Source organism: Delftia tsuruhatensis, from assembly GCF_903815225.1.
In the GTDB taxonomy this organism is placed as follows: Bacteria; Pseudomonadota; Gammaproteobacteria; order Burkholderiales; family Burkholderiaceae_C; genus Comamonas; species Comamonas tsuruhatensis_A.
Map to the genome: position 1 here is coordinate 146486 of NZ_LR813084.1, position 24333 is coordinate 170818.

Below are 24333 nucleotides of genomic sequence, written 5' to 3' on the forward strand. Positions count from 1 at the left end.
ACACGCTCTGGGACAGGTCAGGCATCGGCCCCTGGGCGTCACCGGCACTGCGCCAGGCGTTCCACCAGTTTTTCGTTGAGCACATGCTGGCCCAGCTGCCAGGCGGCCAGGGTCTGGGCGTCGATCTGCGTGTCCTGGCCATCGCCCGCGCTCATCCAGCGCTTCCACCAGGTGGCGTAGCGCCACGACGAGACGTCGCCCGTGATGTCGCTGCCCACGAGCTGGCCGGCCAGCGCGCCGATCACGTCCAGGGCCTCGGCCTCCAGCATGCGGCCCTGGTCCCAGTTGGTGCGCACCACCTCGGGGGCGAACACGTCCTTGTCGATGCTCAGGTAGGTGGGCTGGGGCTGCTCGCGCAGCATGCGGGCCAGCGTGCGCGACAGCTCGGCCACGCTGGCAAAGCTCCGGAAGGCCGAGTCCACGCCCAGGCGGCGCGACCAGGCCGTGTCCACGCCCACGCTCCAGTAGCTCAGGCGGCCCGTGCGCAGCGGCGCCAGATAGTTCTCCCAGGCATGCCTGCGGCCGATGTCGCCCGAGGTGATGCCCGCCACATGCACATGCGAGACAGCCGGGTGCAGGGCCACGCGCCGCACCCAGGAGCCGCAGTGCACGCCCCAGGGAAAGCGCATGTTGTCCGGATGGTTGTCCAGCACCACCACGCGCAGCGGCCGGCCGGCGGACAGGGCCTCTTTCTCGATGCAGCGCTCGATCAGCGGCCAGCTCAGGTGGTGGAAGTCCCCGCTGCCCATGAGGGCCGTGCCGTGCGCGGCGGGCAGCTGCGCATCGAGCGCGGCACGAAAGCGCGCGAAGCGGCGCAGGCCGCAGCCGAAGCGCACCTGCTCCTGCCAGTCCTGCAAGGGCAGGCGCAGCTCGCCGGGCAGCGGGCCCACCGAGCCATCCACGTCCAGCACGACGGTTTTCAGTTCTGTTCGCTCCATTGGCGATCGCTTTCAAAGTGGCCGGCAAAGCGCCGGCCCAGGGCGCGCAGCAGCGGGTTGCGGATGAAGACCGCATGCCGCGTGAAGGTGAAGCTTGCGCCCAGCTGGGCCTTGACCTCGGGATCGGTCCAGCCGGCCACGTAGTGGCTCAGGCCCTGTTCGATGGCGTATTCGAGGTTGACCATCCAGCTCACGAAATACAGGTCGGCCTCGCGCGCGGCCGGGTAGGACAGGCCGATGTACTTGTCGATGAGCTTGCCGTCGTGCTCGAAGCACAGGTTCCAGCCCAGCAGATCGCCGGGCGTGCCGTCCTCGCGCAGCGCGCGGTACTCGAACACGATGCCGGCATTGCCCGCATCGCGCAGCAGGGCCGCGAAAAAGCCGCGCGTGAGCTTGTCGAAGTGGATCTCGCTTTGCGCGTAGACCGCCTCGAACAGCGCGTAGTACGCATCGACGCGCGCGTCATCGGCAAAGGCCGCGCCCGTGGGAATGCGCGCGATGTGCAGCCGTGCGCGGCTTTTGAGCTTGCGGCGCAGGTTCTGGCGGCGGCTCCTGGACAGGCGTGACAGGTAGTCGTCGAGGCTGGAGAAGGTGATGGGCACATAGGCCAGGGCCTGGCCTTCGACGAGGAGGAAGCCCGCATCGGCCAGGGCCCGGGCCAGGGCCTGCGCATGGGCGTTGTCGGCCGCGGGCAGCAGCGGCGAGTCCTGGGGCAGATCCTTGACGATGGTCAGCATGCGCCGGCCCGCATGCGCGCGCAGCGCGGCGGCCTGCTGCGCGGGCGTGGGCCCGGCGGGCAGCACGGCGTATTCGCTGACCGTGGTGCCCACGAAGTCGGTGGACAGGCGCAGCCGGCGCGACAGCCAGGCGCCCGCCGGCAACGACAAAAGACGCGCCTTGAGCGCGTCATCCGCCGTGGTCAGAAGATCGAACGGCGCCGTGAAGGCCGGCGCCGGCCAGTCCTGCAGCAGTGCGAAGCCCTCGGGAGGATGGGCTGCGAACTGCGCGAGCAGGCTGGCGGGTTCGAGCTGGTTGTGCAGACGGTCCAGGGGCAATGTGCCTTTCATCAGATCAGTTTTTCCATGACGCTAGGTGTTTTCAACACTCTATGAAACTGGCAGTGCACAACCCAGGGGCACCGAGGAAGGGCCTGTGCCGGCCGCGCCGCCCCGCACCGAGGGTGTCGCCGGCTGCCCGGATGCCCCCCTTCAGGGGGAAGCCGCGAAGCGGCTCAGGGGGTCAGCCCTTTTTTGCCTTGGTCAGGAGCTGGTCCAGCAGCACCATGGCCTCGTCGATCTCGGGGCGCGAGATCATCAGCGAGGGCGCGAAGGTGATCACGTTCTTGTAGTAGCCGCCCACGTCCAGCACCAGGCCGCGTTTCTGGCCCTGGTATTCCAGACCGCCTTCGAGGCCGATGTCCACCATCTTGTCCAGCAGCGCCTTGTTGGGCGTGAAGCCGTCCTCGGTGCAGATCTCGGCGCGCAGCGCCAGGCCCAGGCCGTCCACGTCGCCGATTTCCCTGTGGCGCTTTTGCAGCTCCTTGAGGCCTTCGAGGAAGTAGGCGCCCGATTCGCGCACCTGGCGGCCGAAGTCCATCTCGTGGGTCATCTTCATGACTTCCAGGCCCAGGGCCGTGCCCAGCGGGTTGGAGGCGAAGGTGGAATGGGTCGATCCCGGCGGGAAGATGGTCGGGTTGATCAGCTCCTCGCGCGCCCACAGGCCCGACAGGGCGTTGAGGCCGTTGGTCAGCGCCTTGGCGAAGACCAGCACGTCGGGCTTGACGCCGAAGTTCTCCACCGACCACAGCGTGCCGGTGCGCCAGAAGCCCATCTGGATCTCATCGACCACCATCAGGATGCCGTGGTCGTCCAGCACCTTCTTGAGGCCCTTGAAGAAGTTGGGCGGCGGCACGACGTAGCCGCCCGTGCCCTGGATGGGCTCGACGTAGAAGGCCGCGTACTCGCACTGGTTGGTCTTGGGGTCCCAGATGGCGTGGTATTCGTTCTCGAACTTGCGCGCGAATTCCTTGACGATGGAGTGCGAGTACTCCTCGGCCGTCATGCCCTTGGGGCGGCGGAAGGGGTAGGGGAAGGGGATGAACTGCGCGCGGTCGCCGAAGTGGCCGAAGCGGCGGCGGTAGCGGTAGCTGGAGGTGATGCTGGAGGCGCCCAGCGTGCGGCCGTGGTAGCCGCCCTCGAAGGCGAACATCAGGCTCTTGCCGCCGCTGGCGTTGCGCACGACCTTGAGCGAGTCCTCGATGGCCTGGGCGCCGCCCACGTTGAAGTGCACGCGGCCGGCATGGCCCCACTTCCTTTCCGCGTCCTGGGCGATGAACTTGGCCAGCTCGATCTTGGTCGGGTGCAGGTACTGGCTGGCGACCTGGGGCAGGGTCTGCAGCTGCTCGATCATCTTCTGCTCGAGGCGCTTGTTCTTGTAGCCGAAGTTCACGGCCGAATACCACATCTGCAGATCGAGGTAGGGCGTGCCGGCCTCGTCATACATGTAGCTGCCTTCGCAGCCCGAGAAGATCTTGGGCGGGTTGACGTAGTGGACGGTATCCCCGAACGAGCAGTACTTGGCTTCGTCGGCCAGAAGTTGGGCGTTATTGGTCACAGCAGAGGGCTCCGGATATTCAGCCGCCGAAGTGTGGGCGGGCAACCTTGCCGCGCTGTCGAGCCTTTGTGTGCGGTTTGTGGAGGGCGCGCGGGCAGCCCCTGGCCGCGCCTGGCCTGAAAGAGTTCGCGCCATGCCGTTCGCACAGCCCGCGTTAACCCTGAATGCGTCGCAGGAGCGGCATTCTATAGTTCTATCTGAAAGTCTTTTATTCCATCAGATAGAACGATTGCGCATGCCCTGCGCCAGCACCGGCATCCTGCCGGATGCCGCCCCCAGGCAGTGCAAAGGAGGTCGGTATGCCCTGTTCCACTGCGCGGCGGCTCATGGTCGCCACCTGCCTGTCGGCGTTGGCCGGCGTCGGCCTGGCCCAGCCGGCCGCCGACTGGCCCACCCGGCCGGTCAGGATCATCGTGCCCTATGCGGCCGGCGGTCCGGCCGACATCACGGCCAGGGAGATCGCCCAGAAACTGGCCGCCCTCACGGGACAGCCTTTCGTGGTCGAGAACCAGGGCGGCGGCATGGGCATACCGTCGCTGACGGCCGTGGCGCGCGCGGACCCGGATGGGCACACCTGGTGGATGCCGGCGCTGGGCAATGTGGTGCTGCAGCCCCTGTTGAGCCGCAACGGGGGCGGTGACCAGGTCGCCAGGCTCAAGCCCTTGGGCATGGTGACCACCAGCGCCCATGTGCTGGTGGTGTCCACGCGGCTGCCGGTCAGGACCACGCAGGAACTGGTGGACTATGCCCGGGCCCATCCCGGCCAGTTGGGCTTTGCATCGGCCGGCGTGGGGGGAACGGCGCACCTGGGGGCGGAACTGTTCAAAAGGCTGTCCGGGGCCGAGGTCGTGCATGTTCCCTACAAGGGCAGCGCGGCGGCCATCGGAGATCTCGCCTCCGGCCGGGTAGGCGCCATGTTCAGCAGCCTGCCCTCGCTGCAGGCGGCGGTCGACAAGGGCTACGTGCGCGTGCTGGCAGCCACGGCGCCCAGCACCTCGCCCGCCACGCGCTCGCTGCCGCTGATGTCGGCCACGCTGCCGGGCTTCGAGTACACGTCCTGGTATGCGATGTACCTGCCGCAGCAGACACCCGACGCCATCGTGGCCCGCGCCAGTGCCGTGCTGCAGCGCGCACTCAAGGCGCCAGAGCTGGCGGAAAAGATCGCGCTCCACGGCATGGAGCCAATGCCTGCAGGGCCGCAGCAAGTGTCCACATGGGTACGGCGCGACCATGAAAAATGGGGCGCCTTGATCCGGGAAACAGGGATTTCCCTGGATTAGAGCGTGTGCTGCGCCTCGTTCCGGGCCCCTTTTCCGGCTCGGCGCCCCCTGCTTTCGCGGGCACGTAAAAGTGCATCACACGCTCTGGGGCCGAGGCATCGCCCCGACCTGGCGTGCCGCCGCGCCATCGATGCAGCGATGCAGAGATGCAAATGATAATCATCATCAATTGATGAGAGAATCGGCAGCGGCCATCCGCAGAGATCTTCGGGACCATGGTCCCGCAGGAGCGCTGCGTGCATGGCCGGCGCCGGTGGTGTGCAGCCCGCCCGGGCTCCGGCCACTGCCCATGTCCTTTCCAGGAGTCGATGCATGACCCAGTTCTTTCCTGCCCTGCGCCTGGCGGCCGCCGCCGGCCTGGCGGCCTTGCTCACCGCCTGCGCTTCGACCACATCGCCGTCCGCCAGCGGCCCGGCCCAACCTGCGGGCGGCCACGGCCAGGCGGCCTTCATGGGCAGCTATGACGCCAACCGCGACGGCGTGGTCACGCGCGCGGAGTACGACACCGTGCGCAGGCAGCGCTTGCTGGCCGGCGACACCAATGGCGACGGCTGGCTCAGCGAGAAGGAATACGTGGACGAGTTCGAGGCCCGCCTCAGGCAGCAGTACGCCGGCCGCCAGCCCGACGAGCGCTACGCCCAGTCCATGAAGCAGGCCCATGTGCGCTTCGGCATCGTGGACAGCAACCGCGACGGCCGCTACACCGCCGAGGAAGACATGGCCATCGCCGAGCGCAGTTTCAAGGAAGCCGACGTGAACGGCGACGGCGTGGTCGACAGGAACGACGCCACAAAGCCCTGAGCGCTGGCTGCTGCGCCGGACGGGCTTTCCCGTCAACCCGTGGCCACCACCCGCAGCACCTCGGCGCCATAGGCGTCGAGCTTCTTGGCGCCCATGCCGCTGATGCCCTGCAGATCGTCCAGCGTGCGCGGATCGCGCTCGGCGATGGCGGCCAGCGTGGCATCGTGGAAGATGACGTAGGCCGGCAGGTTGTGCTCGCGCGCCACCTCGGCGCGCCAGGCCTTGAGGTTGATGAAGCGCACCTGGGCATCGGGCCCCAGGCTGGCCGCTGCCGCATTGGGCTGGGTGGTGGCGCGCTTGGCGCGCGTGCGCGGCGCGGCCACGGCCTCGCGCAGCTGCACCGGCACGTTGCCGCGCAGCACCTCGCGCGAGCCCTCGGCCAGGCACAGCGTGTCGAAGCTGTGGCCGCTGTTCTCGCTCGTGATCTTGTGCAGCCCCAGGGCGCCCGTGGCCAGCAGCTGGCGCATCACGCCGCGCAGCTGGGGCTCGCTGTATTCCTTGCCCACGCCGAAGGTGGAGATCTTCTCGTGGCCGTACTGGCGCACCTTCTCCGTGTCCTTGCCGCGCAGCACATCCATGATGTGGCCCGCGCCGAAGGTCAGCTGGCTGGCCTCGTGCACGCGGTAGATGGTGGACAGCAGCTTGCGCGCGGCATCCGTGCCGTCCCACAGCGCCGGCGGCTCCAGGCAGTTGTCGCAGTTGCCGCAGGCCGTCTTTGCCACGCGCTGCAGCGGACGGCCCTCGGCGTCGGTTTCCTCTGGCTCGCCCGGCGCGCCCATGCCGTACGTTTCGCCGAAATAGGCCAGCAGCCGCACGCGGCGGCAGTCCGTGGCCTCGGCCAGGCCCAGCAGGGCGTCGAGCTTGCCACGCATGGCCTGCTTGAAGGTGTCCTCGGCCGGGCTTTCATCGATCATGCGGCGCTGGTTGACCACGTCGGACAGGCCATAGGCCATCCAGGCATCGGCCGGCAGCCCGTCGCGGCCCGCGCGGCCCGTTTCCTGGTAGTAGCCCTCGATGTTCTTGGGCATGTCCACATGGGCCACGAAGCGCACGTCGGGCTTGTTGATGCCCATGCCGAAGGCGATGGTGGCCACCATGACGATGCCGTCCTCGCGCAGGAAGCGGTCCTGGTGCAGCTGGCGCGTCTCGGCCGGCAGGCCCGCGTGGTAGGGCAGGGCGGGCACGCCGGCCTGGCTCAGCGTCTGGGCCAGCTCCTCCACGCGCTTGCGCGACTGGCAATAGACCACGCCGGCCTCGCCCTCGTGCTCGCGTTCGATGAAGCGCAGCAGCTGGTTGGAGACATCCTTCTTCTCGGCGATGCGGTAGCGGATGTTGGGCCGGTCGAAGCTGCTCAGGAAATGCCGCGCGCCTTCGAGCTGCAGGCGCTCGATGATGTCGGCGCGGGTGAGCGCGTCGGCCGTGGCCGTCAGCGCGATGCGCGGCACGCCCGCATAGCGCTCGTGCAGCACGGTGAGGGCGCGGTACTCGGGGCGGAAGTCGTGGCCCCACTGGCTCACGCAGTGGGCTTCGTCGATGGCGAACAGCGACAGCTTGCCCTGGGCATGCAGGTCATCCAGCAGGCCCAGGAAACGCGGCGTGTTCAGCCGCTCGGGCGCGGCATAGAGCAGGGTGATCTCGCCGCCCTGCAGCCGCCACTCCACCTCCTGCGTCTCGTCATAGGACAGCGTGGAATTCAGATAGGCGGCGCTGACGCCGGCCTCGTGCAGCGCGCCCACCTGGTCGTGCATCAGCGCGATCAGCGGCGATACCACCACGGCCACGCCATGGCCCTGCTGCTGGCGCACGATGGCCGGCACCTGGTAGCACAGGCTCTTGCCGCCGCCCGTGGGCATGAGCACCAGCGCATCGCCGCCGGCGACCACATGGGAAACGATGGCCTCCTGCGGGCCGCGGAATTGTTCGTAGCCGAACACGGCTTGCAGGACGGAATGCGCGGCGGACAACGGGCGTCTTTCGAAAAAAGGCGGCAAGGCCGGGTGGAAGGAATACGGCGCGTGGCGCCCAAAAAGCAGGCTCCGGCGCGAAGCCGGAGCACCCCCCGATTGTGCGCCCCGCGGCAAGCTCCGTGGCGGCCGCAGGGTTTGCACAGCACGGGCCATGGCACACAGGCGTCTGATGTACCACGGCAGGGCGAAGTCTCCAAACGGCGATTCCTAGGAGATATGCCGTTGTGGTTACCACCTTGGCGCTCGCCGGCGAAACCTAGACTGGATCGCACATACCAAAGGATCGGAAGGGAGGGGAAGATGGACGGAACGGATGCGGCGCATGGCGTGGATCCACCCGGAAGCCGGGGCCGGCGTCGGGCAGGCGATGGGGCGTTGCCACGGGATTCGGACGACACGGCCGGCCTGAGCGCCAGCGGCCAGCACTGGCTGGTGGCCATGGCCCTGGCGCTGCTGCCGGGCATGTGGCTGTGGTCGGCCCTCCCGCCGGCTTCACTGCAGCTCGAGCCACCGGCCGGGGAAGGCGCGCACAAGCCTTCGATGGAGCAGGCCCGGCAGGGGGGGCGGGCCATGGCCATGCCCATGCCCTTCGAGGCCAACAGCGGCCAGTTCGACGGGTGCGTGGCCTTCATGGGCAGGACCTCTGCGGGCGCGGTGTTCGTTACCCGCCAGGGCCAGATCGTCTACAGCCTGCCGGCTCCGGTGGAGCCGGTGCATGAAGACGGTATGGGCTGGCTTCCGGACACGGGGGCGCAGGCCCGAGCACCCGCCTGGAGCCTCACGGAGACCCTGGCGGGCGCCCAGCCCCTGTCGCCCGTGGGCGGCCAGGCCTCGGACATATGGGTCAGCCGCTTCGCGGGCCCGAACAGCTACCGGGCTGCCACCTACCGCAACATCCTCCTGGGCCGCGCCTGGCCCGGCATCGAAGTCGAACTGGCGGCGCGCGGCGACCATGTGGAAACGCTGTTCCATGTGGCCCCGCAGGCGGATGCCGGCCAGATCCAGGTGCGCGTGGACGGTGCGCAATCGCTGCGCCTGGGCGAGCAGGGGGAACTGATCGTCGCCACGGGACATGGTGACGTGGTCTCCACGGCGCCTGTGGCCTTTCAGGACGGAGACGGCCAGCGGGCGGGCGTGCCGGTGCGGTACCTGCTCGACGCCACCGGCGGTGGCTATGGCTTCGTGCTGGCCGACTACGACCCGACCCGGCCGCTGGTGATCGGTGCCCTGCGGCGCGACGCTGACCCGGACGGGGCGTTCGCTCGGCCTGCCGACCCACGCTTCCCATGACCGGTGCGGGGCATTGCACCGGGGTCGCCAGCCATTCGTGGCCATGGCTTCGGAACCCCTGCCTTGTCCTGGTCGTAGCCGTCCGTTGCATGGATTGAAAATCCATTGCCGTGGGAGTCCGCTGATAAAAAAGCTTTTCCCCATCCTCGATCTCTGCACGATTTAATGGCCACCATGCCAGCGCTGGGCGGCCTCTGCGCCCCGATGCGGGAAATCCGTCGATTCGTGTCCGTTGTATTCCTTCGATTGCAGGAGTGTGCAAATGAATGTTCCGGCCCTTTTCCCTCGCATGCTGCTGGCTTGCAGCCCATGGCTTGCCTCTGCTTGCGCCATTGCAGGCCCCATGCAGGATATCGGCACCAGCGTGGGTCCCCAATGCGTTGGCATATCCGTGAATACCTCCGGCCATGTGGTGGGCGCCTGCGCCAAACCCGATGGTTCCGCCGTCGGCTTTGTGGCATTGACGCCTGGCACGGCCGTGGAATTGGGCCGGCTGGCCACGGCGCGCAGCTGCGCGGCCACCATCATCACCAATGGTGGCCGAATTCTGGGCAGTTGCCTGAACAATGACTCGCTGACCACGGCCGTGGTCTGGAATGCCAACTCGCCCACGACAGTCCAGCCCCTGCAGCCGTTGCTGGGCGGTGTGCGCACCATGGGAACGGCCTACAACCATGGCGGGGCAACGGCAGGTGTGAGTGTGAGTGCCAACAATACGGCCCAGCCCGTGATGTGGCGCATCAACGAGACCACGGCCCGGTCGCTGCCGGCGGGCCTGCTGGGGCTGGATGCCACCAACTGCGTGCCCACCGACATCGACAGCACGGCCCCCAATCCCAACATGCCCAATATCTCCGGCAACTGCCCCGGAACCAACGGCCGGCCCCAGCCCGTGCTGTGGGCGGCGGGCCTGCTGGGTGCCTACGGAGTGACCACGCTACCGTTACCCACGGGCGCGCTGTACTGCACCACCACCCATGTGGCCAATGGGCGCATCCTGGGCAATTGCGACTTTGGCGCCCAGGGTGGCCGTGCCGTGCTGTGGCCCAATGCCAGCACCACTCCGCTGGTGCTGGTGACCAATCCGGCTCGCAACAGCGCCAGCGATCTCAATTCCAGCGGCGGTGTGATCGGGCGCTACCAGAATGCCAATGGAGACTCCATCCCGTTCTATTGGGATACCACCACCAACACCCGCACGGATATTCCTCCGCTGAGCGGAGGCTTCAAGATCAGCGTGGCCGACCTGGGGGACAACGGCCTGGTCAGCGGTACCAGCGAAACCGGCGACGGCACACGCCACGCCATCCGCTGGACGCTGTCGGGCGGCACCGTGGATCTGGGCACGCTGCCCGGCGGCAAGAACAGCTCGGGCCGGGGTTTGAGCCAGGATGGCTGCTATCTGACGGGTGGCAGCGAAGTGGCGCTGGATCGGGATACGCATGCCTTCTTGCAGAATCTGTGCACGCCTTGAGGAGCCCATATCTCTTATGTAGAAAAGGCTTGCGCGTATGAAGTGGGATATTAATTTGCGAATGGCTCTCTGATATTTAGAGCACGTTATGACTTTGCAGTGGCCATGGACAAGCAATGGGCCGCTCAGTGGGGCTGGCCTGCGCAGGCCAAGCTCTATAGAGTCGGCGCAGGCCTGGCAAGATTCAAAATTCGTGTGTGGGGCTGCACAAAGAGGTGATCCAAATGAGAAAAACCTTCAAAAAGTCAATGACATGCCTTGCTCTTGTTTTTTCGATAAGTGCCGCCTGTGCGGCGCCGAAAGATCCATTTGAAATGATAAGGAAGGAAGATGATGCGGGAGCTCTCTATGTTGGAGATGATCGAAGGAATTCTGTGCGTGTAGGCTTCTATGATCTTTCCGAGCCGGCTGAGCCTGTCTTTGCGGAACGTCCTGCGGGTCCTTTCCAATTTGATGTACCAGGCAGATTCCTGGAGGACATATATAGTCCTGGTTACTCATCTCCTTACTATTATTTCAATATGGATTTTCCCTTTTAGCCTGATTCCTTGGGTCTTCAGGGGGCCTGCAGCAGCACGCTGCAGTTTGGAATACGTCATGGGATTTCCGCTGAAGTCAGTGCCTGAGCAGCTGACATAAGCGTGATCGGAAAGCCTTGTTGCAAGCACCGCGCTGCGGCATGCGCTACCCCAACACCCCCCGCGCAATGATCCCCCGCTGCACTTCAGACGACCCTTCGTAGATCCGCAGGATGCGTGCATCGCGCACCAGGCGCTCCAGCGGCATGTCGCGCGTATAGCCGTAGCCGCCGTGGATCTGCAGGGCCTCGTCGGTGACAAAGCCCGCCATTTCCGAGGCATGCAGCTTGGCCATGGCCGAGTGCTGGGTGAAGGGCTGGCCGGCCTGTCGCAGGGCCAGGGCCTGCAGGGTCAGCGCCCAGGAGGCCTCCAGGCGCAGCTTCATGTCGGCCAGCTTCCACTGGATGCCCTGTTTCGTGGCCAGCGGCTCGCCGCCCACCAGGCGCTGGGCCGCCCATTGCGCGGCGGCGGCCAGCGCGGCCTCGGCCACGCCCAGGGCGGTGGCCGCCACGTCCAGGCGGCTGTTGTCCAGCACCTTCATGGCCGTCTTGAAGCCCGTGCCCTCGGCGCCCAGCCGGTGGCTGGCCGGCACGCGCACGCCATCCAGCGCGACCTCGAAGGCATGGCCGCCACGGATGCCCATGAGTTTTTCGGGGGCCGAGACCTGGATGCCCGGCAGATCGCGCGGCACGATGAAGGCGCTGACGCCGCGCGCGCCGGCCTGCGGATCGGTCTTGGCAAAGACCACCAGGAAGCGCGCCTCGGCCGCGTTGGAGATGAAGTGCTTGACGCCCGTGAGCACATAGTTCTCGCCATCGTCCGTGCGCTCGGCCCGGGTGCGCATGTCGGCCGGGTGCGATCCGCCGCGCGGCTCGGTCAGCGCGAAGGCCGCCAGCCATTCGCCGCTGGCGCAGCGCGGCAGCCACTGGCGGCGCTGTGCGTCGTCGCCGCCGATGAGCACCGCGTCCGTGCCCAGGTAGTGGGCGCCGATCATGGAGGAGGTGGCCGCACAGGCGCGCGAGATCGCCACCAGCGACATGAGCATGGCCGTGGGTGTGACGCCGGGGCCGCCCAGGGCCTCGGGCAGGTTCATTCCCATCACGCCCAGGCGAGCGAGGCCGGGGACATGGCAGGTGGCGGACAGCGCCTCCTCGTCCATGCGCTGCGCCAGGGGGGCCAGCGTGTCGTCGGCAAAGCGGGCCACGGCGTCGGCGACGGCCTGGTCTTCTTCGGTGGTGCCCAGTCTGAGAAAAGTCATGGGGTAGGTTCAGTGAGTGGAGGAAGCGGTGGGGGAAGGGGTGGGGTGGCCCAGCGCGCCCGAGGCGCGCAGCGCGGCGATGGCTTCGGCGCCACGGCCCAGCCATTGGGACAGCAGGGCCTCGGTGTGCTCGCCCAGGGCCGGCGCGCGCTCGGCGCGGTTGGGCGCGGCGCCTCCGAAGTGCACGGGCTGGGTGGGCAGGCGCAGGCCGGGCAGGCGCGGGTCGTCGACCTCGCGCAGCAGGCCGCGCGCCCGGATCTGCGGTGATTCCAGGGCCTGGGCGATGTTCCACAGGGGCGCTGCGGGCACGCCGGCCGCGTCGAGCGCGGACACCACGTCGGCCACGTCGCGCAGGCCGGCCCAGGCCTCGATGGCCTGGCGCAGCGCGGGCTCGTGGGCCGAGCGGCTTTCATCCGTGGCGAAGCGCGGGTCGCCGGCCAGGTGGGGCAGGTCCATGGCCTGGGCGGTGGCCTCGAACAGCTTCCTGTTGAGCACGGCCAGCGCGAAATGCCCGTCCCGCGCGCGGTACACGCCGAAGGGCGCGGACAGCGGATGGCGGTTGCCCACGCGGCGCGCCGGACGGCCCGTGAACAGGTAGCGCGACATGGAGGTCGCCAGAAAGCTCAGCGTGGTGTCGAACATGGCCACGTCCACCTGCTGGCCCCGGCCCGTGGCGCGCGCCTGCAGCAGCGCGGCCAGCGTGGCCCAGGAGGCGAACAGCCCGGCGACCACGTCGCTGACGGCCTCGCCCACCAGGGTGGGCGGGCCTTCGGGCTCGCCCGTGGCTTCCATGATTCCGCTCATGGCCTGGACGATGATGTCGTAGGCCGGGCGGTGGGCCAGCGGGCCGGTCTGCCCGAAGCCCGAGACGCTGACGTAGACCAGGCGCGGGTTGAGCGCGCACAGCTGCGCGGGCCCTATGCCCAGGCGCTCGGCCACGCCGGGGCGGAAGTTCTCCACCACCACGTCGGCCTGCGCCGCCATCTCGCGGACCAGGGCCACGGCCTCGGCATGCCGCAGGTCCAGCACCAGGCTTCGCTTGTTGCGATTCATGACGGTGAACAGCGCGCTCTCGCCGTTCTTCAGGGGACCGATGGCGCGGTAGTCGTCGCCCTGGGGCGGCTCGATCTTGACGACCTCGGCGCCCAGGTCTGCCAGCAGTGCCGTGGCCAGCGGGCCGGCGAGCACGCGCGTGAAGTCGAGGATGCGCACGCCGTCCAGCGGTCGTGTGGCGGGGGCGGCAGGGGAGGTGTCGTTCATGGGTGCAGCCTGGGGGTGGTCGATGGCTGCATGCTGGCCCGGGATTGGATCCATGGAAAATATTCAATCCTGATCCAATGCATTCGAAAAAATGATCCATATCAGCCTGAGGCAACTGGAGTACTTTCTTGCGGCGGCCCGGTATGGCGGCGCGGCGCGCGCGGCGGAGGCCCTGCATGTGTCGCAGCCCTCGATCTCCAAGGCCGTCGCCGACCTGGAGGCACTGTGGGGCGAGGCCTTGTTCGTGCGCCGCCATGCGCGGGGGATGGACCTGACGGCCGCGGGCAGCGTGCGCCAGCGCGAGGCGCAGGCGCTCATCGAGTGCGCGCAGCGGCTGCAGGGCCCGCGCACGGCGGCCATGGCGGGCCTGCTGCGCCTGGGCTATCTGAGCACGCTGGGGCCGCGCTGGGTGCCGGCCATCGTGGCGCAGATGCGCAAGAGCCATCCGCAGGTGGAGATCGCGCTGGTCGAGGGCGATACCGAGAGCCTGACGCGCGGGCTGGAACGTGGCGAGCTCGATGTGGCGCTGCAATACGACCTGGGGCTGGCCCGGCCGCGCCTGGCGCTGGCCCCTGTGGCGGATCTGGCGCCCTATGCGCTGTTGCCCTGGGGCCATGCGCTGGCGCACAAGGCCACGGTGCGGCTGGCGGAGCTGGCCCGCTCGCCGCTGGTGCTGATCGGCCTGCCCCACAGCCGCGAGTATTTCCTGTCCCTGTTCCGCGACGCGGGTGCCGCGCCCGAGGTCGCCTTCGAGACCGAATCGCTGGAGATGGCGCGCTCCCTGGTGGCCAACGGCCTGGGCGTGGGGCTGCTGACCACCCGGCCCGTGGTGGACCGGGCGCACGACGGCAAGCGCCTGGCCTGCCGGCGCCTGAGCGGTTCCGTGGCGCGGCAGTCGGTGGTGATGGTTTTCCCCAGGAGCATGGCTTCCCCTCTGGTCCAGCCGCTGCTGCCCGTGGTCCGCTCCCTGTTCGCCCGCGCGGCCTGAGCGGCGCGATGGGTGCAACCCCTTCGCGATTTCCCGGACAGGGAAGTTCTGTATATACAGGTATGCGCAACTGAGGGATTCTTGCCCCCGGTGGCATCGGAAAAGTGCAGGGAGCCTGCACATATGCGGTGCAGCCACTGTGATCTTCGCACCAGATAAAGCGCGAATCTGCACAGGGACAGGAGGGTCGTCCCTTGTGAGCCGTGTGGCAGGGCACTTCGGTGGAGCTGGCACGCATCCTGCTTTGCTGGGAAATGTATAGACAGTTCTATCGGGGGTTTGACATGGCAGTTGTAGAGCAGATGCCGGTTTCCGAGGCTGACATTGCGGCATTCGAGCGTGACGGAGTCATCGTGATCCGCCAGGCATTCACGGACTGGATGGAGCCGCTGCGCGAGGGCGTGCGCCGGCTGATGGCCGATCCCAGCCCCATGGAGCGATCGGTGGTGCCGGCCGATGGCTCCGCTCCGTTCTTCCAGGACCTGTGCAACTGGCAGCGCATTCCCGAGTTCAGCGACTTCGTGCTGCATTCCCCTGCCGGTGCGCTCGCCGCGCGGTTGATGCGCTCGCGCACGGCGCGCTTTTTCCATGACCATGTGCTGGTCAAGCAGCCCGGCGGCAGCACGGTCACGCCCTGGCACCAGGACCAGCCCTATTACTGCGTGGAAGGCCGCCAGAGCGTGAGCTTCTGGACGCCGCTGGACCCGGTGGCGCGCTCGGTGGTGATGGAGTGCGTGCGCGGCTCGCACCGCTGGGGCCAGGACTTCCGGCCCATGCGCTTCGATGGCACGCGCCTGTACGAGAACGACAACTATGCCGCGCTGCCCGACATCGACGCGGCACGCGAGCAGTTCGACATCGCGGGCTGGGACATGGAGCCCGGCGACGTGATCGCCTTCAACTTCCGCACCGTGCATGGCGCGCCCGGCAACCGCTCGCCCGTGGCGCGCCGCGTGTTCTCGGCACGCTGGGTGGGCGACGACGCCGTCTATGCCGACCGTGGCGGCAAGGGCTCGCCACCGATCAAGGGCCTGACCATGCGGCATGGCGACCCTTTCGACGATCCGATGTTCCCGGTGGTCTGGCGCGATGGCGCGCAGGCGGCCTAGGACCCAGGTGGAGCAGGCCGCCGGACAGCGGCTGCCTGCGCAGTGTTGTCAATGTCGATGAGGGGATTTTCCATGTCCATGATGAAGAAAACCATGCTGGGCCTTTCGCTGGCCGCGGGCCTGTCCGGGGCGGTCCTGGCGCAGGAGACCAAGGTGTCCGTCGCCATGTCCGGCTGGACGGGCTTCGGCCCGCTGACGCTGGCCAGGGAGGCCGGCATCTTCAAGAAGCACGGGCTCGACGTGAGCATCCGCAAGATTCCCCAGAAGGACCGCCATCTGGCGATCGCCTCGGGCGACGTGCAGTGCGCGGCCACCTCGACCGAGACCTGGATCGTCTGGAATGCCAATGGCGTGGCCACGACCCAGCTGTTCAAGATGGACCAGGGCATGGGTGCCGACGGCATCGTGGCCAGGCCCGGCATCGACAAGGTCGAGGACCTCAAGGGCAAGACCATCGGCGTGTCCGCGCCCGGCACCAACCCTTACTTCTCGCTGGCCTGGATCCTCAAGAAGCACGGCATGACGCTCAAGGACGTGAAGATGGTGACGCTGGAGCCGGCCCAGGCCGCCAACGCACTGATCGCAGGCAACAGCGGGCTGGACGCGGCCATGACCTATGAGCCCTATCTGGGCCTGGTGCGCAGCCAGCCCGACAAGGGCAAGCTGATCGCCGACTCCAAGCAGTACTCCATGGTGTTCGACACCTTCGGCTGCACGCCCAAGTTCATCAAGGACAACCCCAAGGCCGCCAAGGGGCTGACCGAAAGCTATTTCGAGGCGCTGGAGCTGATCGAGAAGGACAAGGCCAAGGCCTTCGCCATCATGGGGGCCGACGTCAAGCAGACGCCCGAGCAGTTCGAGACCTCGCAAAGCAAGATCCAATGGGCTGACCGCGAGGCCAACATCCGCTTCTTCAACGGCGAGATCCAGGCCTTCAACAAGGAGGCGGCCACCTTGCTGCTGGAGACGGGCGTGATCCGTGCCATCCCCCCCAACCTCGACAGCCTGTTCGACACGCAGTTCCTGAGGAAGTGACCATGGCCTCCGTCAGCTCCATAGACAAGCCGGCGGCGGGCACGCCGCCCTCCGATCCGCCCCAGGCCAACGGACCTCGCAAGATGAAGTTGCTGCATCCGGTCGATCCCCGTGTCCGCCTGTGCCTGGGCGTGGGCTTCTTCGCGCTGTTCCTGCTGTTCTGGACTTTCCTGACCGTGGCCGGCATCGTCGCTCCGCATTTCCTGGCCTCGCCGCTGCAGGCGGTCAAGGCGGCCTGGAAGCTGTTCGCGGACTTCGGCTTTCTGAACGACGTGGGCATGACGGTCTGGCGCGTGATGGGGGGCTTCCTGCTGGCGGCCGTGATCGCCGTGCCGCTGGGCATCGCCATGGGGGCCTACAAGCCCGTCGAGGCCGTGTTCGAGCCCTTCATCTCGTTCGCGCGCTACCTGCCGGCCTCGGCCTTCATCCCGCTGCTGATCATGTGGGTGGGCATCGGCGAGGCACAGAAGCTGTCCATCATCTTCATCGGCTGCTTCTTCCAGCTCACGCTGATGGTGATGATGATCGTCAGCAACGCACGGCGCGACCTGGTGGAGGCCGCCTACACGCTGGGCTCCACCGACGCCAGCGTGATCCGCCGCGTGCTGCTGCCCGGTGCCGCTCCCGAGATCGCCGAGGCCCTGCGCCAGGTCCTGGGCCTGGGCTGGACCTATGTGGTGGTCGCCGAGCTGATCGGCGCCGCCTCGGGCATAGGCCACATGATCATGGACAGCCAGGCCCTGATGGCCACCGACAACATCATTGCCGGCATCGTCATCATCGGCCTCGTGGGCCTGGCCTCGGACCTGTCGTTCAAGAAGATCAACCAGAAGCTGTTCCCCTGGAGTTTGATGCGATGAGCCGCCTGTCCATACGCAACGTCACCAAGGTCTTTGCAGGTACGGCCCGGGGGGCATCGCCGACCACGGCGCTGCAGCCCACCAGCCTGGAAGTGGCCGACAACGACTTCATCACCGTGCTGGGCCCCTCGGGCTGCGGCAAGTCCACCCTGCTGCGCCTGGTGGCCGGCCTGGAGACGCCCACGGGCGGCGAGATCCTGCTGGACGGCCAGCGCGTGCAGGGCCCGGGTGCCGACCGCGGCGTGGTGTTCCAGAGCTATACGCTGTTCCCCTGGCTCAACGTGCGCCAGAACATCTGCTTCGGCCTGCGCGAGAAGGGCGTGCCGGCGGCCGAGCAAAAGGAGATCAGCGAGCACTTCATCGCCAGCGTGGGCCTCAAGGGGTTCGAGCAGCATTTCCCCAAGCAGCTGTCGGGCGGCATGCAGCAGCGCGTGGCGATTGCGCGGGCCCTGGCCAACGACCCCAAGATCTTGCTGCTGGACGAGCCCTTCGGCGCGCTGGACAACCAGACCCGCGTGGTCATGCAGGAGCTGTTGCTGGGCATCTGGGAAAAGCACCGCAAGACCGTGATCTTCGTGACCCACGACATCGACGAGTCCATCTTCATGGCCAACCGTGTCGCCGTCTTCAGCGCGCGGCCGGGTCGCATCAAGGCCGACATCGCCGTCGATCTGCCGCACCCGCGCCACTACACGGTCAAGACTTCGCCCGAGTTCATGGCACTCAAGGCCCGGCTGACGGAGGAGATTCGCGCCGAGTCCCTGGCGGCTGCTGCACACTGAGGGTTTTCATGAACGCTGTCCACACCATGTCTTCCCGCCCCACGCCTTCCCGAGCCTCTCTTTCGACGCCGGAGGTGCCCATGGCCCTGTACCAGCAGGTCAAGGACCATGTGCTGCGCAAGATCGCCGATGGCTCGCTGTCGGCCGGCGAGCGCATACCCTCCGAGCAGGAACTGGTGCAGGAATTCGGCGTGGCGCGCATGACGGCCAACCGCGCGCTGCGCGAGCTGGCCGAGCAGGGCGTGATCGTGCGGGTGGCCGGTGTGGGCTCCTTCGTGGCCGAGGAAAAGCCGCAGTCCACGCTGCTGCACATCGCCAACATCGCCGAGGAGATCCGCCAGCGCGGCCATGACCACCGCTTCGAGCTGATCAGCGTGCGCCGCGAGGCGGCCTCGCCCGAGGCGGCGGCCTCGCTGCAGCTGCCGGCCGGCAGCTCGGTGTTCCATCTGCAGGGCGTGCATTTCGAGAACGACGTGCCCGTGCAGCTCGAGGACCGCCATGTGAACCCGCGCATGGCGCCGGACTTCATGGAGCAGGATTTCTCGCTGGTCCAGCCCTCGGTGTACCTGGTGCGCAACGTGCCCTTCGACCAGATCGAGCATGTGGTCGATGCCACGCTGCCCACGGCCGAGCAGGCCCGCTGGCTGCAGATGACCACCGACCAGCCCTGCCTGACCCTGACCCGCCGCACCTGGTACCGCGGCACGCCCGTGACCTGGGTGCATTGCGTGCATCCGGGCATGCGCTACCGCCTGGGCAGCCGCTTTCGCACGGACGGCGCCTCGCACGACGGCTGACACCGCCTGAGGGTGTTCCCTCTGTTGCTCCGTTTCGTTTCGGTTGATATTGTATATACAGCCCTAGACAAACAAGGATTCTGATCATGAATGCCATCACCACTCCCGGTATCGCCTCCCGCTCCCGCACCGCGCTGACGCTGGAGCCCGGGCAGGTCAGCCTGGCCCAGCTGCGGTCCATTCAGCAGGGCGGCGTGCAACTGTCCATGTCCGCGGCGGCCTATGAGCGCATGCGCGCCGCCCAGGCCCATGTGCAGCACATCGTGGACGAGGACCAGGTGGTCTATGGCATCAACACCGGCTTCGGCAAGCTGGCCTCCACCAGGATCGCCCATGACCGCCTGGCCGAGCTGCAGCGCAACCTGGTGCTGTCCCACAGCGTGGGCACGGGCGAGCCGCTGCCCGACAACGTGGTGCGCATGGTGCTGGCCACCAAGGCCGTGAGCCTGGCGCGTGGCCATTCGGGCGTGCGCCCCGAGATTGCCGATGCGCTGCTGGCGCTGGCCAATGCCGATGTGCTGCCCGTGATCCCTTCCAAAGGCTCGGTGGGCGCCTCGGGTGACCTGGCGCCGCTGTCGCACCTGGCCTGCGTGCTGATCGGCGAGGGGCAGGCCAAGGTCAACGGCGAAGTGATCGACGGCGCCCAGGCCATGCGCCACGTGGGCCTGGATCCTTTCGTGCTCGGCCCCAAGGAAGGCCTGGCCCTGCTCAACGGCACGCAGGTGTCCACGGCGCTGGCGCTGGCGGGCCTGTTCCAGGCCGAAAGCGTGCTCTCGGCCGGCCTGGTGGCGGGTTGCCTGACGCTGGAGGCCATCAAGGGCTCGGTCAAGCCCTTCGATGCCCGCATCCACGAGGCGCGCGGCCAGGCCGGCCAGATCGCCGTGGCGGCCGCCGTGCGCGAGCTGCTCGAGGGCAGCGCCATCGACACCTCGCACCCCCACTGCGGCCGCGTGCAGGACCCGTATTCCATCCGCTGCGTGCCCCAGGTCATGGGCGCCTGCCTGGACAACCTGGCCCATGCCGCCCGGGTGCTGGTGATCGAGGCCAATGCCGCCTCGGACAACCCGCTGGTGTTCGACAACGGCGACGTGATCTCGGGCGGCAACTTCCATGCCGAGCCCGTGGCCTTCGCGGCCGACATCATCGCCCTGGCCCTGGCCGAGATCGGCGCCATCTCCGAGCGCCGCATGGCCCTGCTGCTGGACACCGGCCTGTCGGGCCTGCCGGCCTTTCTGATCGCCGACAGCGGCGTGAATTCCGGCTTCATGATTGCCCAGGTCACGGCCGCTGCCCTGGCCGCGGAGAACCAGTGCCTGGCCCATCCCAGCAGCGTCACCAGCCTGCCCACCTCGGCCAACCAGGAAGACCATGTCTCCATGGCCACCTATGGCGCGCGGCGCCTGGGCGAGATGGCGCGCAACACGGCCGTCATCGTCGGCGTGGAGGCCATGGCCTCCGTCCAGGGCATGGACTTCGACCGCAGCCTTTCCAGCTCGCCGCTGATCGAGGCCCAGTACGCGCTGATCCGCAGCCAGGTCCCGCACCTGGACCGTGACCGCTACCTGGCGCCCGACATCGAAACCATGCGCCAGTGGGCGCTGGCCACGGACTGGCCCCGGGCCATCACCCGCCACCTGCCCAGCCACCAGGCTGCCTGAATCGAGCCACCGCTCACCCTAAGCACCCAGGAGATCGCCATGAACGCCAACGACGCCATCCTCAACGCCTCCGCCACCGATCCGCGCTACGACGCCAGCCGCGTCATCCGCGCTCCGCGCGGCAGCCAGCTGCATTGCAAGAACTGGCTGGCCGAGGCCGCCTACCGCATGCTCCAGAACAACCTGGACCCCGACGTGGCCGAGAACCCCCAGGCCCTGGTGGTCTACGGCGGCATCGGCCGCGCGGCGCGCAACTGGGAGTGCTATGACCAGATCCTCGAATCGCTCAAGGCGCTGGAAGCCGACGAGTCCCTGCTGATCCAGTCCGGCAAGCCCGTGGGCGTGTTCAAGACGCACGAGAACGCGCCGCGCGTGCTGCTGGCCAACTCCAACCTCGTGCCCCAGTGGGCCAACTGGGAGCACTTCAACGAACTCGACCGCAAGGGCCTGTTCATGTACGGCCAGATGACGGCCGGCAGCTGGATCTACATCGGCAGCCAGGGCATCGTGCAGGGCACCTTCGAGACCTTCGTCGAGGCCGGCCGCCAGCACTACGGCAACGACCTGTCGGGCAAGTGGATCCTCACGGCCGGGCTGGGCGGCATGGGCGGCGCCCAGCCGCTGGCGGCCACGCTGGCCGGTGCCTGCTCGCTGAACATCGAATGCAAGCAGACCAGCATCGACTTTCGCCTGCGCACGCGCTACGTGGACAAGCAGGCCCGGGACATCGACGACGCGCTGGCGCTGATCCAGCAGCACACGGCCAGGGGCGAAGCCGTCTCCATCGCCCTGCTGGGCAATGCGGCCGAAATCCTGCCCGAGCTGGTGCGCCGCGCCAAGGCCGGCGGCCCCCGGCCCGACATCGTGACCGACCAGACCTCGGCCCATGACCTCATCAATGGCTACCTGCCCGTGGGCTGGAGCGTGGAGCAATGGAATGCCGCTGCCGCCGACCCGGCCCAGCACGAACGCCTGCGCAAGGCCGCGGCCCAGGGCTGCGCCCGGCATGTGCAGGCCATGCTGGACTTCCAGGCCATGGGCGTTCCCACCGTGGACTACGGCAACAACATCCGCCAGGTGGCCTTCGACGAGGGCGTGAAGAACGCCTTCGACTTCCCCGGCTTCGTGCCCGCCTACATCCGTCCGCTGTTCTGCGAAGGCAAGGGGCCGTTCCGCTGGGTGGCCCTGTCGGGCGATCCCGAGGACATCTACAAGACCGACGCCAAGATCAAGGAGCTGTTCCCCGACAACAAGCACACCCACCGCTGGCTGGACATGGCGCGCGAGCGCATCAGCTTCCAGGGCCTGCCCGCGCGCATCTGCTGGCTGGGACTGGGCGAGCGCCACAAGGCGGCCCTGGCCTTCAACGAGATGGTGAAGAACGGCGAGCTCAAGGCCCCCATCGTGATCGGCCGCGACCACCTGGACTGCGGCTCCGTGGCCAGCCCCAACCGCGAGACCGAGTCCATGAAGGACGGCACGGACGCCGTCTCCGACTGGCCGCTGCTCAACGCCCTGCTCAACACCGCGGGCGGCGCCACCTGGGTCAGCCTGCACCATGGCGGCGGCGTGGGCATGGGCTACTCCCAGCACGCGGGCGTGGTCATCGTGGCCGATGGCACGGACGAGGCCGCCGCACGCCTGGGCCGCGTGCTCTGGAACGACCCGGCCACGGGCGTGATGCGCCATGCCGATGCGGGCTACGAGCAGGCGGTTGCCGCGGCGAAGCGCCATGGGCTCCATCTGCCGATGGTCAAGTAATCCACCGGCAGGGCCCTGGTCCATGCACCGCTTCGACCTGAACCAAATCGCCGCCAGCCCCTGGAAGAACGGCGGCGGCAGCACGCGCGAGATCGCCTGCTGGCCGCCGGGCGCCGGCATGGATGCCTTCGCATGGCGCATCAGCGTGGCCACCATCGCCAGGGACGGCCCGTTCTCGGCCTTCGCGGGCATTGACCGCCAGATCATGCTGCTCGACGGCGATGGCGTGCACCTGAAGGGCGACGGCGTGGACCACCGGCTGGAGCAGCGCTGGCAGCCCTTTGCCTTCTCTGGCGACACGGCGCTCGCCTGCACCCTGCTGGGGGGCATCTCGACCGACTTCAACGTGATGGCGCGGCGCGGGCAATGGCATGCGCGGATTGCCGTGGTGGATGAAGCCACCACGGCCGGCGACTGCGATGCAGGCCTGTGCATGGTGCTGCAGGGCCGCTGGCTGGCCGATGGCGCCTTGCTCGCGCCCGGCCAGGGCCTGTGGTGGAGCGCGCGGCAAGCGGCGCCGCTGCCCCTGGTGCCGCAGGGCGGTGATGCCCGCCTGGTGCGGGTGCAGCAGCAGATGGCCTGAGCAACGACAAGAGATCCAAGGAAGCTTCCCCATGTCCGTACACCACGCCTTCGACAACGCTCCCTCGGCCGATGGCTGCTGGCACAACCTGCGCCTGGCACCGGACCTGTTCGCATCCGACCACGGGGTGGGCGAGGACACGCCGGCCTGCATCGTCGTGCGCGATGGCCGCATCGACTGGGTGGGCCCCCGGCAGGCGCTGCCGGCCCTGCATGCGGGCCTGCCGCGCCACGATGGCCGGGGCATGCTGGCCACACCGGGCCTGGTCGACTGCCACACCCACCTGGTCTATGGCGGCCAGCGTGCGGGCGAGTTCGCCATGCGCCTGGCCGGCGCAAGCTACGAGGAGGTGGCGCGCGCCGGCGGCGGCATCGTCTCCAGCGTGCGCGCCACGCGCGAGGCCTCGGAGGACGAGCTGTTCGCCCAGGCCGCGCCGCGCCTTGCGCAGCTGCTGGACGAGGGCGTGTGCGCCATCGAGATCAAGTCCGGCTACGGCCTGGCGCTGGAGCACGAGCGCAAGCAGCTGCGCGTGGCGCGCCGGCTGGGCCAGGCCTTCGGCGTCACCGTGCGCACCACCTTCCTGGGCGCGCATGCACTGCCGCCCGAGTACGCCGGCCGCAGCCAGGAATACGTGGACCTGGTGGCCGGCACCATGCTGCCCGCGCTGGCCGCCGAGGGGCTGGTCGATGCCGTGGACGTGTTCTGCGAGCGCATCGCCTTCTCGCTGGCCGAGACCGAGCAGGTCTTCCAGGCCGCGCAGCGGCTGGGCCTGCCCGTCAAGCTGCATGCCGAGCAGCTGTCGAACATGGAGGGGGCGGCCCTCGCGGCCCGCTATGGCGCCCTGTCCTGCGACCACATCGAGCACCTGTCCGAAACCGGCATCCAGGCCATGCGTGGCGCGGGTTCCGTGGCCGTGCTGCTGCCCGGCGCCTTCTATGCGCTGCGCGACACCCAGGTGCCGCCGATTGCGGCGCTGCGCGCCGCCGGCGTGCCCATGGCCGTCTCCACCGATCACAATCCGGGCACCTCTCCCTGCCTGAGCCTGCTGCTCATGGCCAGCATGGCCTGCACATTGTTCCGGCTCACGGTGCCCGAGGCCCTGGCGGGCATCACCCGCCACGGCGCGCGCGCCCTGGGCCTGCAGGACACGCACGGCCTGATCGCGGCCGGCCGTCCTGCCCACTTCGTGCTGTGGCCCGTGGGCCAGGCGGCCGAGCTGGCCTACTGGTTCGGCAGCCGGCCCGGCTGCACCATCGTGCGCCAGGGCCGTGTGGTGCGCCGCGCGCCGTGACCGTGCAGCC

21 protein-coding genes are annotated in these 24333 nt (G+C 68.1%); 15 read left to right on the forward strand and 6 right to left on the reverse strand.

Translation table 11 applies throughout. The features are described from left to right. Positions 1-38: 38 nt before the first annotated feature. From L1Z78_RS00680 to L1Z78_RS00690, 3 genes are all read right to left on the reverse strand, one after another. Positions 39-938 carry an arginase family protein gene (locus tag L1Z78_RS00680; protein WP_234639673.1) on the reverse strand — a complete coding sequence of 300 codons (900 nt, stop codon included), beginning with the start codon at positions 936-938 and terminating at the stop codon, positions 39-41. Further along, entirely contained in the window at positions 920-1993 is a 1074-nt protein-coding gene (locus L1Z78_RS00685) for a GNAT family N-acetyltransferase (protein ID WP_234642294.1), read from the reverse strand. The genes L1Z78_RS00680 and L1Z78_RS00685 overlap by 19 nt, the downstream gene beginning before the upstream one ends. A gap of 184 nt (positions 1994-2177) precedes the next feature. Continuing rightward, a complete protein-coding gene (locus L1Z78_RS00690; RefSeq protein ID WP_234639674.1) occupies positions 2178-3551 on the reverse strand; it encodes an aspartate aminotransferase family protein in 1374 nt (457 codons plus the stop codon). 299 nt (positions 3552-3850) lie between these two features. Here L1Z78_RS00690 and L1Z78_RS00695 point away from each other — a divergent pair, with 299 nt between their 5' ends. Next, a complete protein-coding gene (locus tag L1Z78_RS00695) occupies positions 3851-4831 on the forward strand; it encodes a Bug family tripartite tricarboxylate transporter substrate binding protein (RefSeq protein WP_234639675.1) in 981 nt (326 codons plus the stop codon). A 312-nt stretch (positions 4832-5143) separates the two neighbouring features. Continuing rightward, on the forward strand, positions 5144-5632 hold the full coding sequence (locus L1Z78_RS00700) for a hypothetical protein (protein ID WP_234639676.1): 489 nt from the start codon (positions 5144-5146) through the stop codon (positions 5630-5632). A gap of 32 nt (positions 5633-5664) precedes the next feature. Here the strand turns inward: L1Z78_RS00700 and L1Z78_RS00705 are convergent, their stop codons facing one another. Then, entirely contained in the window at positions 5665-7596 is a 1932-nt protein-coding gene (locus L1Z78_RS00705) for a RecQ family ATP-dependent DNA helicase (protein ID WP_234639677.1), read from the reverse strand. Between the two features lie 378 nt (positions 7597-7974). Here L1Z78_RS00705 and L1Z78_RS00710 point away from each other — a divergent pair, with 378 nt between their 5' ends. From L1Z78_RS00710 to L1Z78_RS00720, 3 genes are all read left to right on the forward strand, one after another. After that, positions 7975-8889, forward strand: a complete 915-nt coding sequence (locus L1Z78_RS00710; RefSeq protein WP_234639678.1) for a hypothetical protein — start codon at positions 7975-7977, stop codon at positions 8887-8889. A gap of 391 nt (positions 8890-9280) precedes the next feature. Beyond that, positions 9281-10363 (forward strand): HAF repeat-containing protein, encoded by a 1083-nt coding sequence (locus tag L1Z78_RS00715; protein ID WP_234639679.1) that lies wholly within the window; start codon positions 9281-9283, stop codon positions 10361-10363. Between the two features lie 224 nt (positions 10364-10587). After that, positions 10588-10902 (forward strand): hypothetical protein, encoded by a 315-nt coding sequence (locus L1Z78_RS00720; RefSeq protein ID WP_234639680.1) that lies wholly within the window; start codon positions 10588-10590, stop codon positions 10900-10902. 145 nt (positions 10903-11047) lie between these two features. Here L1Z78_RS00720 and L1Z78_RS00725 read toward each other — a convergent pair whose 3' ends face one another. Continuing rightward, the gene (locus tag L1Z78_RS00725) at positions 11048-12199 is read right to left on the reverse strand and encodes an acyl-CoA dehydrogenase family protein (RefSeq protein WP_234639681.1); all 1152 of its coding nucleotides are present in this window, start codon (positions 12197-12199) and stop codon (positions 11048-11050) included. 9 nt (positions 12200-12208) lie between these two features. Continuing rightward, positions 12209-13459 (reverse strand): CaiB/BaiF CoA transferase family protein, encoded by a 1251-nt coding sequence (locus L1Z78_RS00730; RefSeq protein ID WP_234642295.1) that lies wholly within the window; start codon positions 13457-13459, stop codon positions 12209-12211. Positions 13460-13550: 91 nt separating this feature from the next. On the opposite strand from L1Z78_RS00730, the gene L1Z78_RS00735 reads away from it, so the two are divergent. From L1Z78_RS00735 to hutI, 10 genes are all read left to right on the forward strand, one after another. Further along, complete coding sequence (locus L1Z78_RS00735) at positions 13551-14447, forward strand: LysR substrate-binding domain-containing protein (RefSeq protein ID WP_234639682.1); 897 nt, start codon at positions 13551-13553, stop codon at positions 14445-14447. A 284-nt stretch (positions 14448-14731) separates the two neighbouring features. Beyond that, entirely contained in the window at positions 14732-15556 is an 825-nt protein-coding gene (locus L1Z78_RS00740) for a phytanoyl-CoA dioxygenase family protein (RefSeq protein WP_234639683.1), read from the forward strand. Between the two features lie 72 nt (positions 15557-15628). Beyond that, entirely contained in the window at positions 15629-16591 is a 963-nt protein-coding gene (locus L1Z78_RS00745) for an ABC transporter substrate-binding protein (protein ID WP_234639684.1), read from the forward strand. A gap of 2 nt (positions 16592-16593) precedes the next feature. Then, positions 16594-17451, forward strand: coding sequence for an ABC transporter permease (locus L1Z78_RS00750; RefSeq protein ID WP_418921662.1), 858 nt, complete (start codon positions 16594-16596; stop codon positions 17449-17451). After that, positions 17448-18233 carry an ABC transporter ATP-binding protein gene (locus L1Z78_RS00755; protein ID WP_234639685.1) on the forward strand — a complete coding sequence of 262 codons (786 nt, stop codon included), beginning with the start codon at positions 17448-17450 and terminating at the stop codon, positions 18231-18233. The genes L1Z78_RS00750 and L1Z78_RS00755 overlap by 4 nt, the downstream gene beginning before the upstream one ends. An 80-nt stretch (positions 18234-18313) precedes the next feature. Then, the gene (gene hutC, locus L1Z78_RS00760) at positions 18314-19030 is read left to right on the forward strand and encodes a histidine utilization repressor (RefSeq protein WP_234642297.1); all 717 of its coding nucleotides are present in this window, start codon (positions 18314-18316) and stop codon (positions 19028-19030) included. Between the two features lie 86 nt (positions 19031-19116). Further along, positions 19117-20688, forward strand: coding sequence for a histidine ammonia-lyase (gene hutH / locus L1Z78_RS00765; protein WP_234639686.1), 1572 nt, complete (start codon positions 19117-19119; stop codon positions 20686-20688). 39 nt (positions 20689-20727) lie between these two features. Then, entirely contained in the window at positions 20728-22449 is a 1722-nt protein-coding gene (hutU, locus tag L1Z78_RS00770; protein ID WP_234639687.1) for a urocanate hydratase, read from the forward strand. Between the two features lie 22 nt (positions 22450-22471). Next, positions 22472-23032, forward strand: coding sequence for a HutD family protein (locus L1Z78_RS00775; RefSeq protein WP_234639688.1), 561 nt, complete (start codon positions 22472-22474; stop codon positions 23030-23032). Positions 23033-23063: 31 nt separating this feature from the next. After that, positions 23064-24323 (forward strand): imidazolonepropionase, encoded by a 1260-nt coding sequence (gene hutI, locus L1Z78_RS00780; protein WP_234639689.1) that lies wholly within the window; start codon positions 23064-23066, stop codon positions 24321-24323. The last annotated feature ends 10 nt before the right edge of the window (positions 24324-24333 follow it).

Excerpts from the sequence above, each read along its gene's own strand:
- hutI (WP_234639689.1), top strand. The coding sequence starts at position 23,064 with ATGTCCGTACACCACGCCTTCGACAACGCTCCCTCGGCCGATGGCTGC.
- L1Z78_RS00775 (WP_234639688.1), top strand. The coding sequence starts at position 22,472 with ATGCACCGCTTCGACCTGAACCAAATCGCCGCCAGCCCCTGGAAGAAC.
- L1Z78_RS00745 (WP_234639684.1), top strand. The coding sequence starts at position 15,629 with ATGTCCATGATGAAGAAAACCATGCTGGGCCTTTCGCTGGCCGCGGGC.
- L1Z78_RS00725 (WP_234639681.1), bottom strand. The coding sequence starts at position 12,199 with ATGACTTTTCTCAGACTGGGCACCACCGAAGAAGACCAGGCCGTCGCC.
- hutC (WP_234642297.1), top strand. The coding sequence starts at position 18,314 with ATGGCCCTGTACCAGCAGGTCAAGGACCATGTGCTGCGCAAGATCGCC.
- L1Z78_RS00680 (WP_234639673.1), bottom strand. The coding sequence starts at position 938 with ATGGAGCGAACAGAACTGAAAACCGTCGTGCTGGACGTGGATGGCTCG.
- L1Z78_RS00700 (WP_234639676.1), top strand. The coding sequence starts at position 5,144 with ATGACCCAGTTCTTTCCTGCCCTGCGCCTGGCGGCCGCCGCCGGCCTG.
- hutU (WP_234639687.1), top strand. The coding sequence starts at position 20,728 with ATGAACGCCAACGACGCCATCCTCAACGCCTCCGCCACCGATCCGCGC.
- L1Z78_RS00720 (WP_234639680.1), top strand. The coding sequence starts at position 10,588 with ATGAGAAAAACCTTCAAAAAGTCAATGACATGCCTTGCTCTTGTTTTT.
- L1Z78_RS00750 (WP_418921662.1), top strand. The coding sequence starts at position 16,594 with ATGGCCTCCGTCAGCTCCATAGACAAGCCGGCGGCGGGCACGCCGCCC.
- L1Z78_RS00735 (WP_234639682.1), top strand. The coding sequence starts at position 13,551 with ATGATCCATATCAGCCTGAGGCAACTGGAGTACTTTCTTGCGGCGGCC.
- L1Z78_RS00755 (WP_234639685.1), top strand. The coding sequence starts at position 17,448 with ATGAGCCGCCTGTCCATACGCAACGTCACCAAGGTCTTTGCAGGTACG.
- L1Z78_RS00695 (WP_234639675.1), top strand. The coding sequence starts at position 3,851 with ATGCCCTGTTCCACTGCGCGGCGGCTCATGGTCGCCACCTGCCTGTCG.
- hutH (WP_234639686.1), top strand. The coding sequence starts at position 19,117 with ATGAATGCCATCACCACTCCCGGTATCGCCTCCCGCTCCCGCACCGCG.
- L1Z78_RS00730 (WP_234642295.1), bottom strand. The coding sequence starts at position 13,459 with ATGAACGACACCTCCCCTGCCGCCCCCGCCACACGACCGCTGGACGGC.
- L1Z78_RS00740 (WP_234639683.1), top strand. The coding sequence starts at position 14,732 with ATGGCAGTTGTAGAGCAGATGCCGGTTTCCGAGGCTGACATTGCGGCA.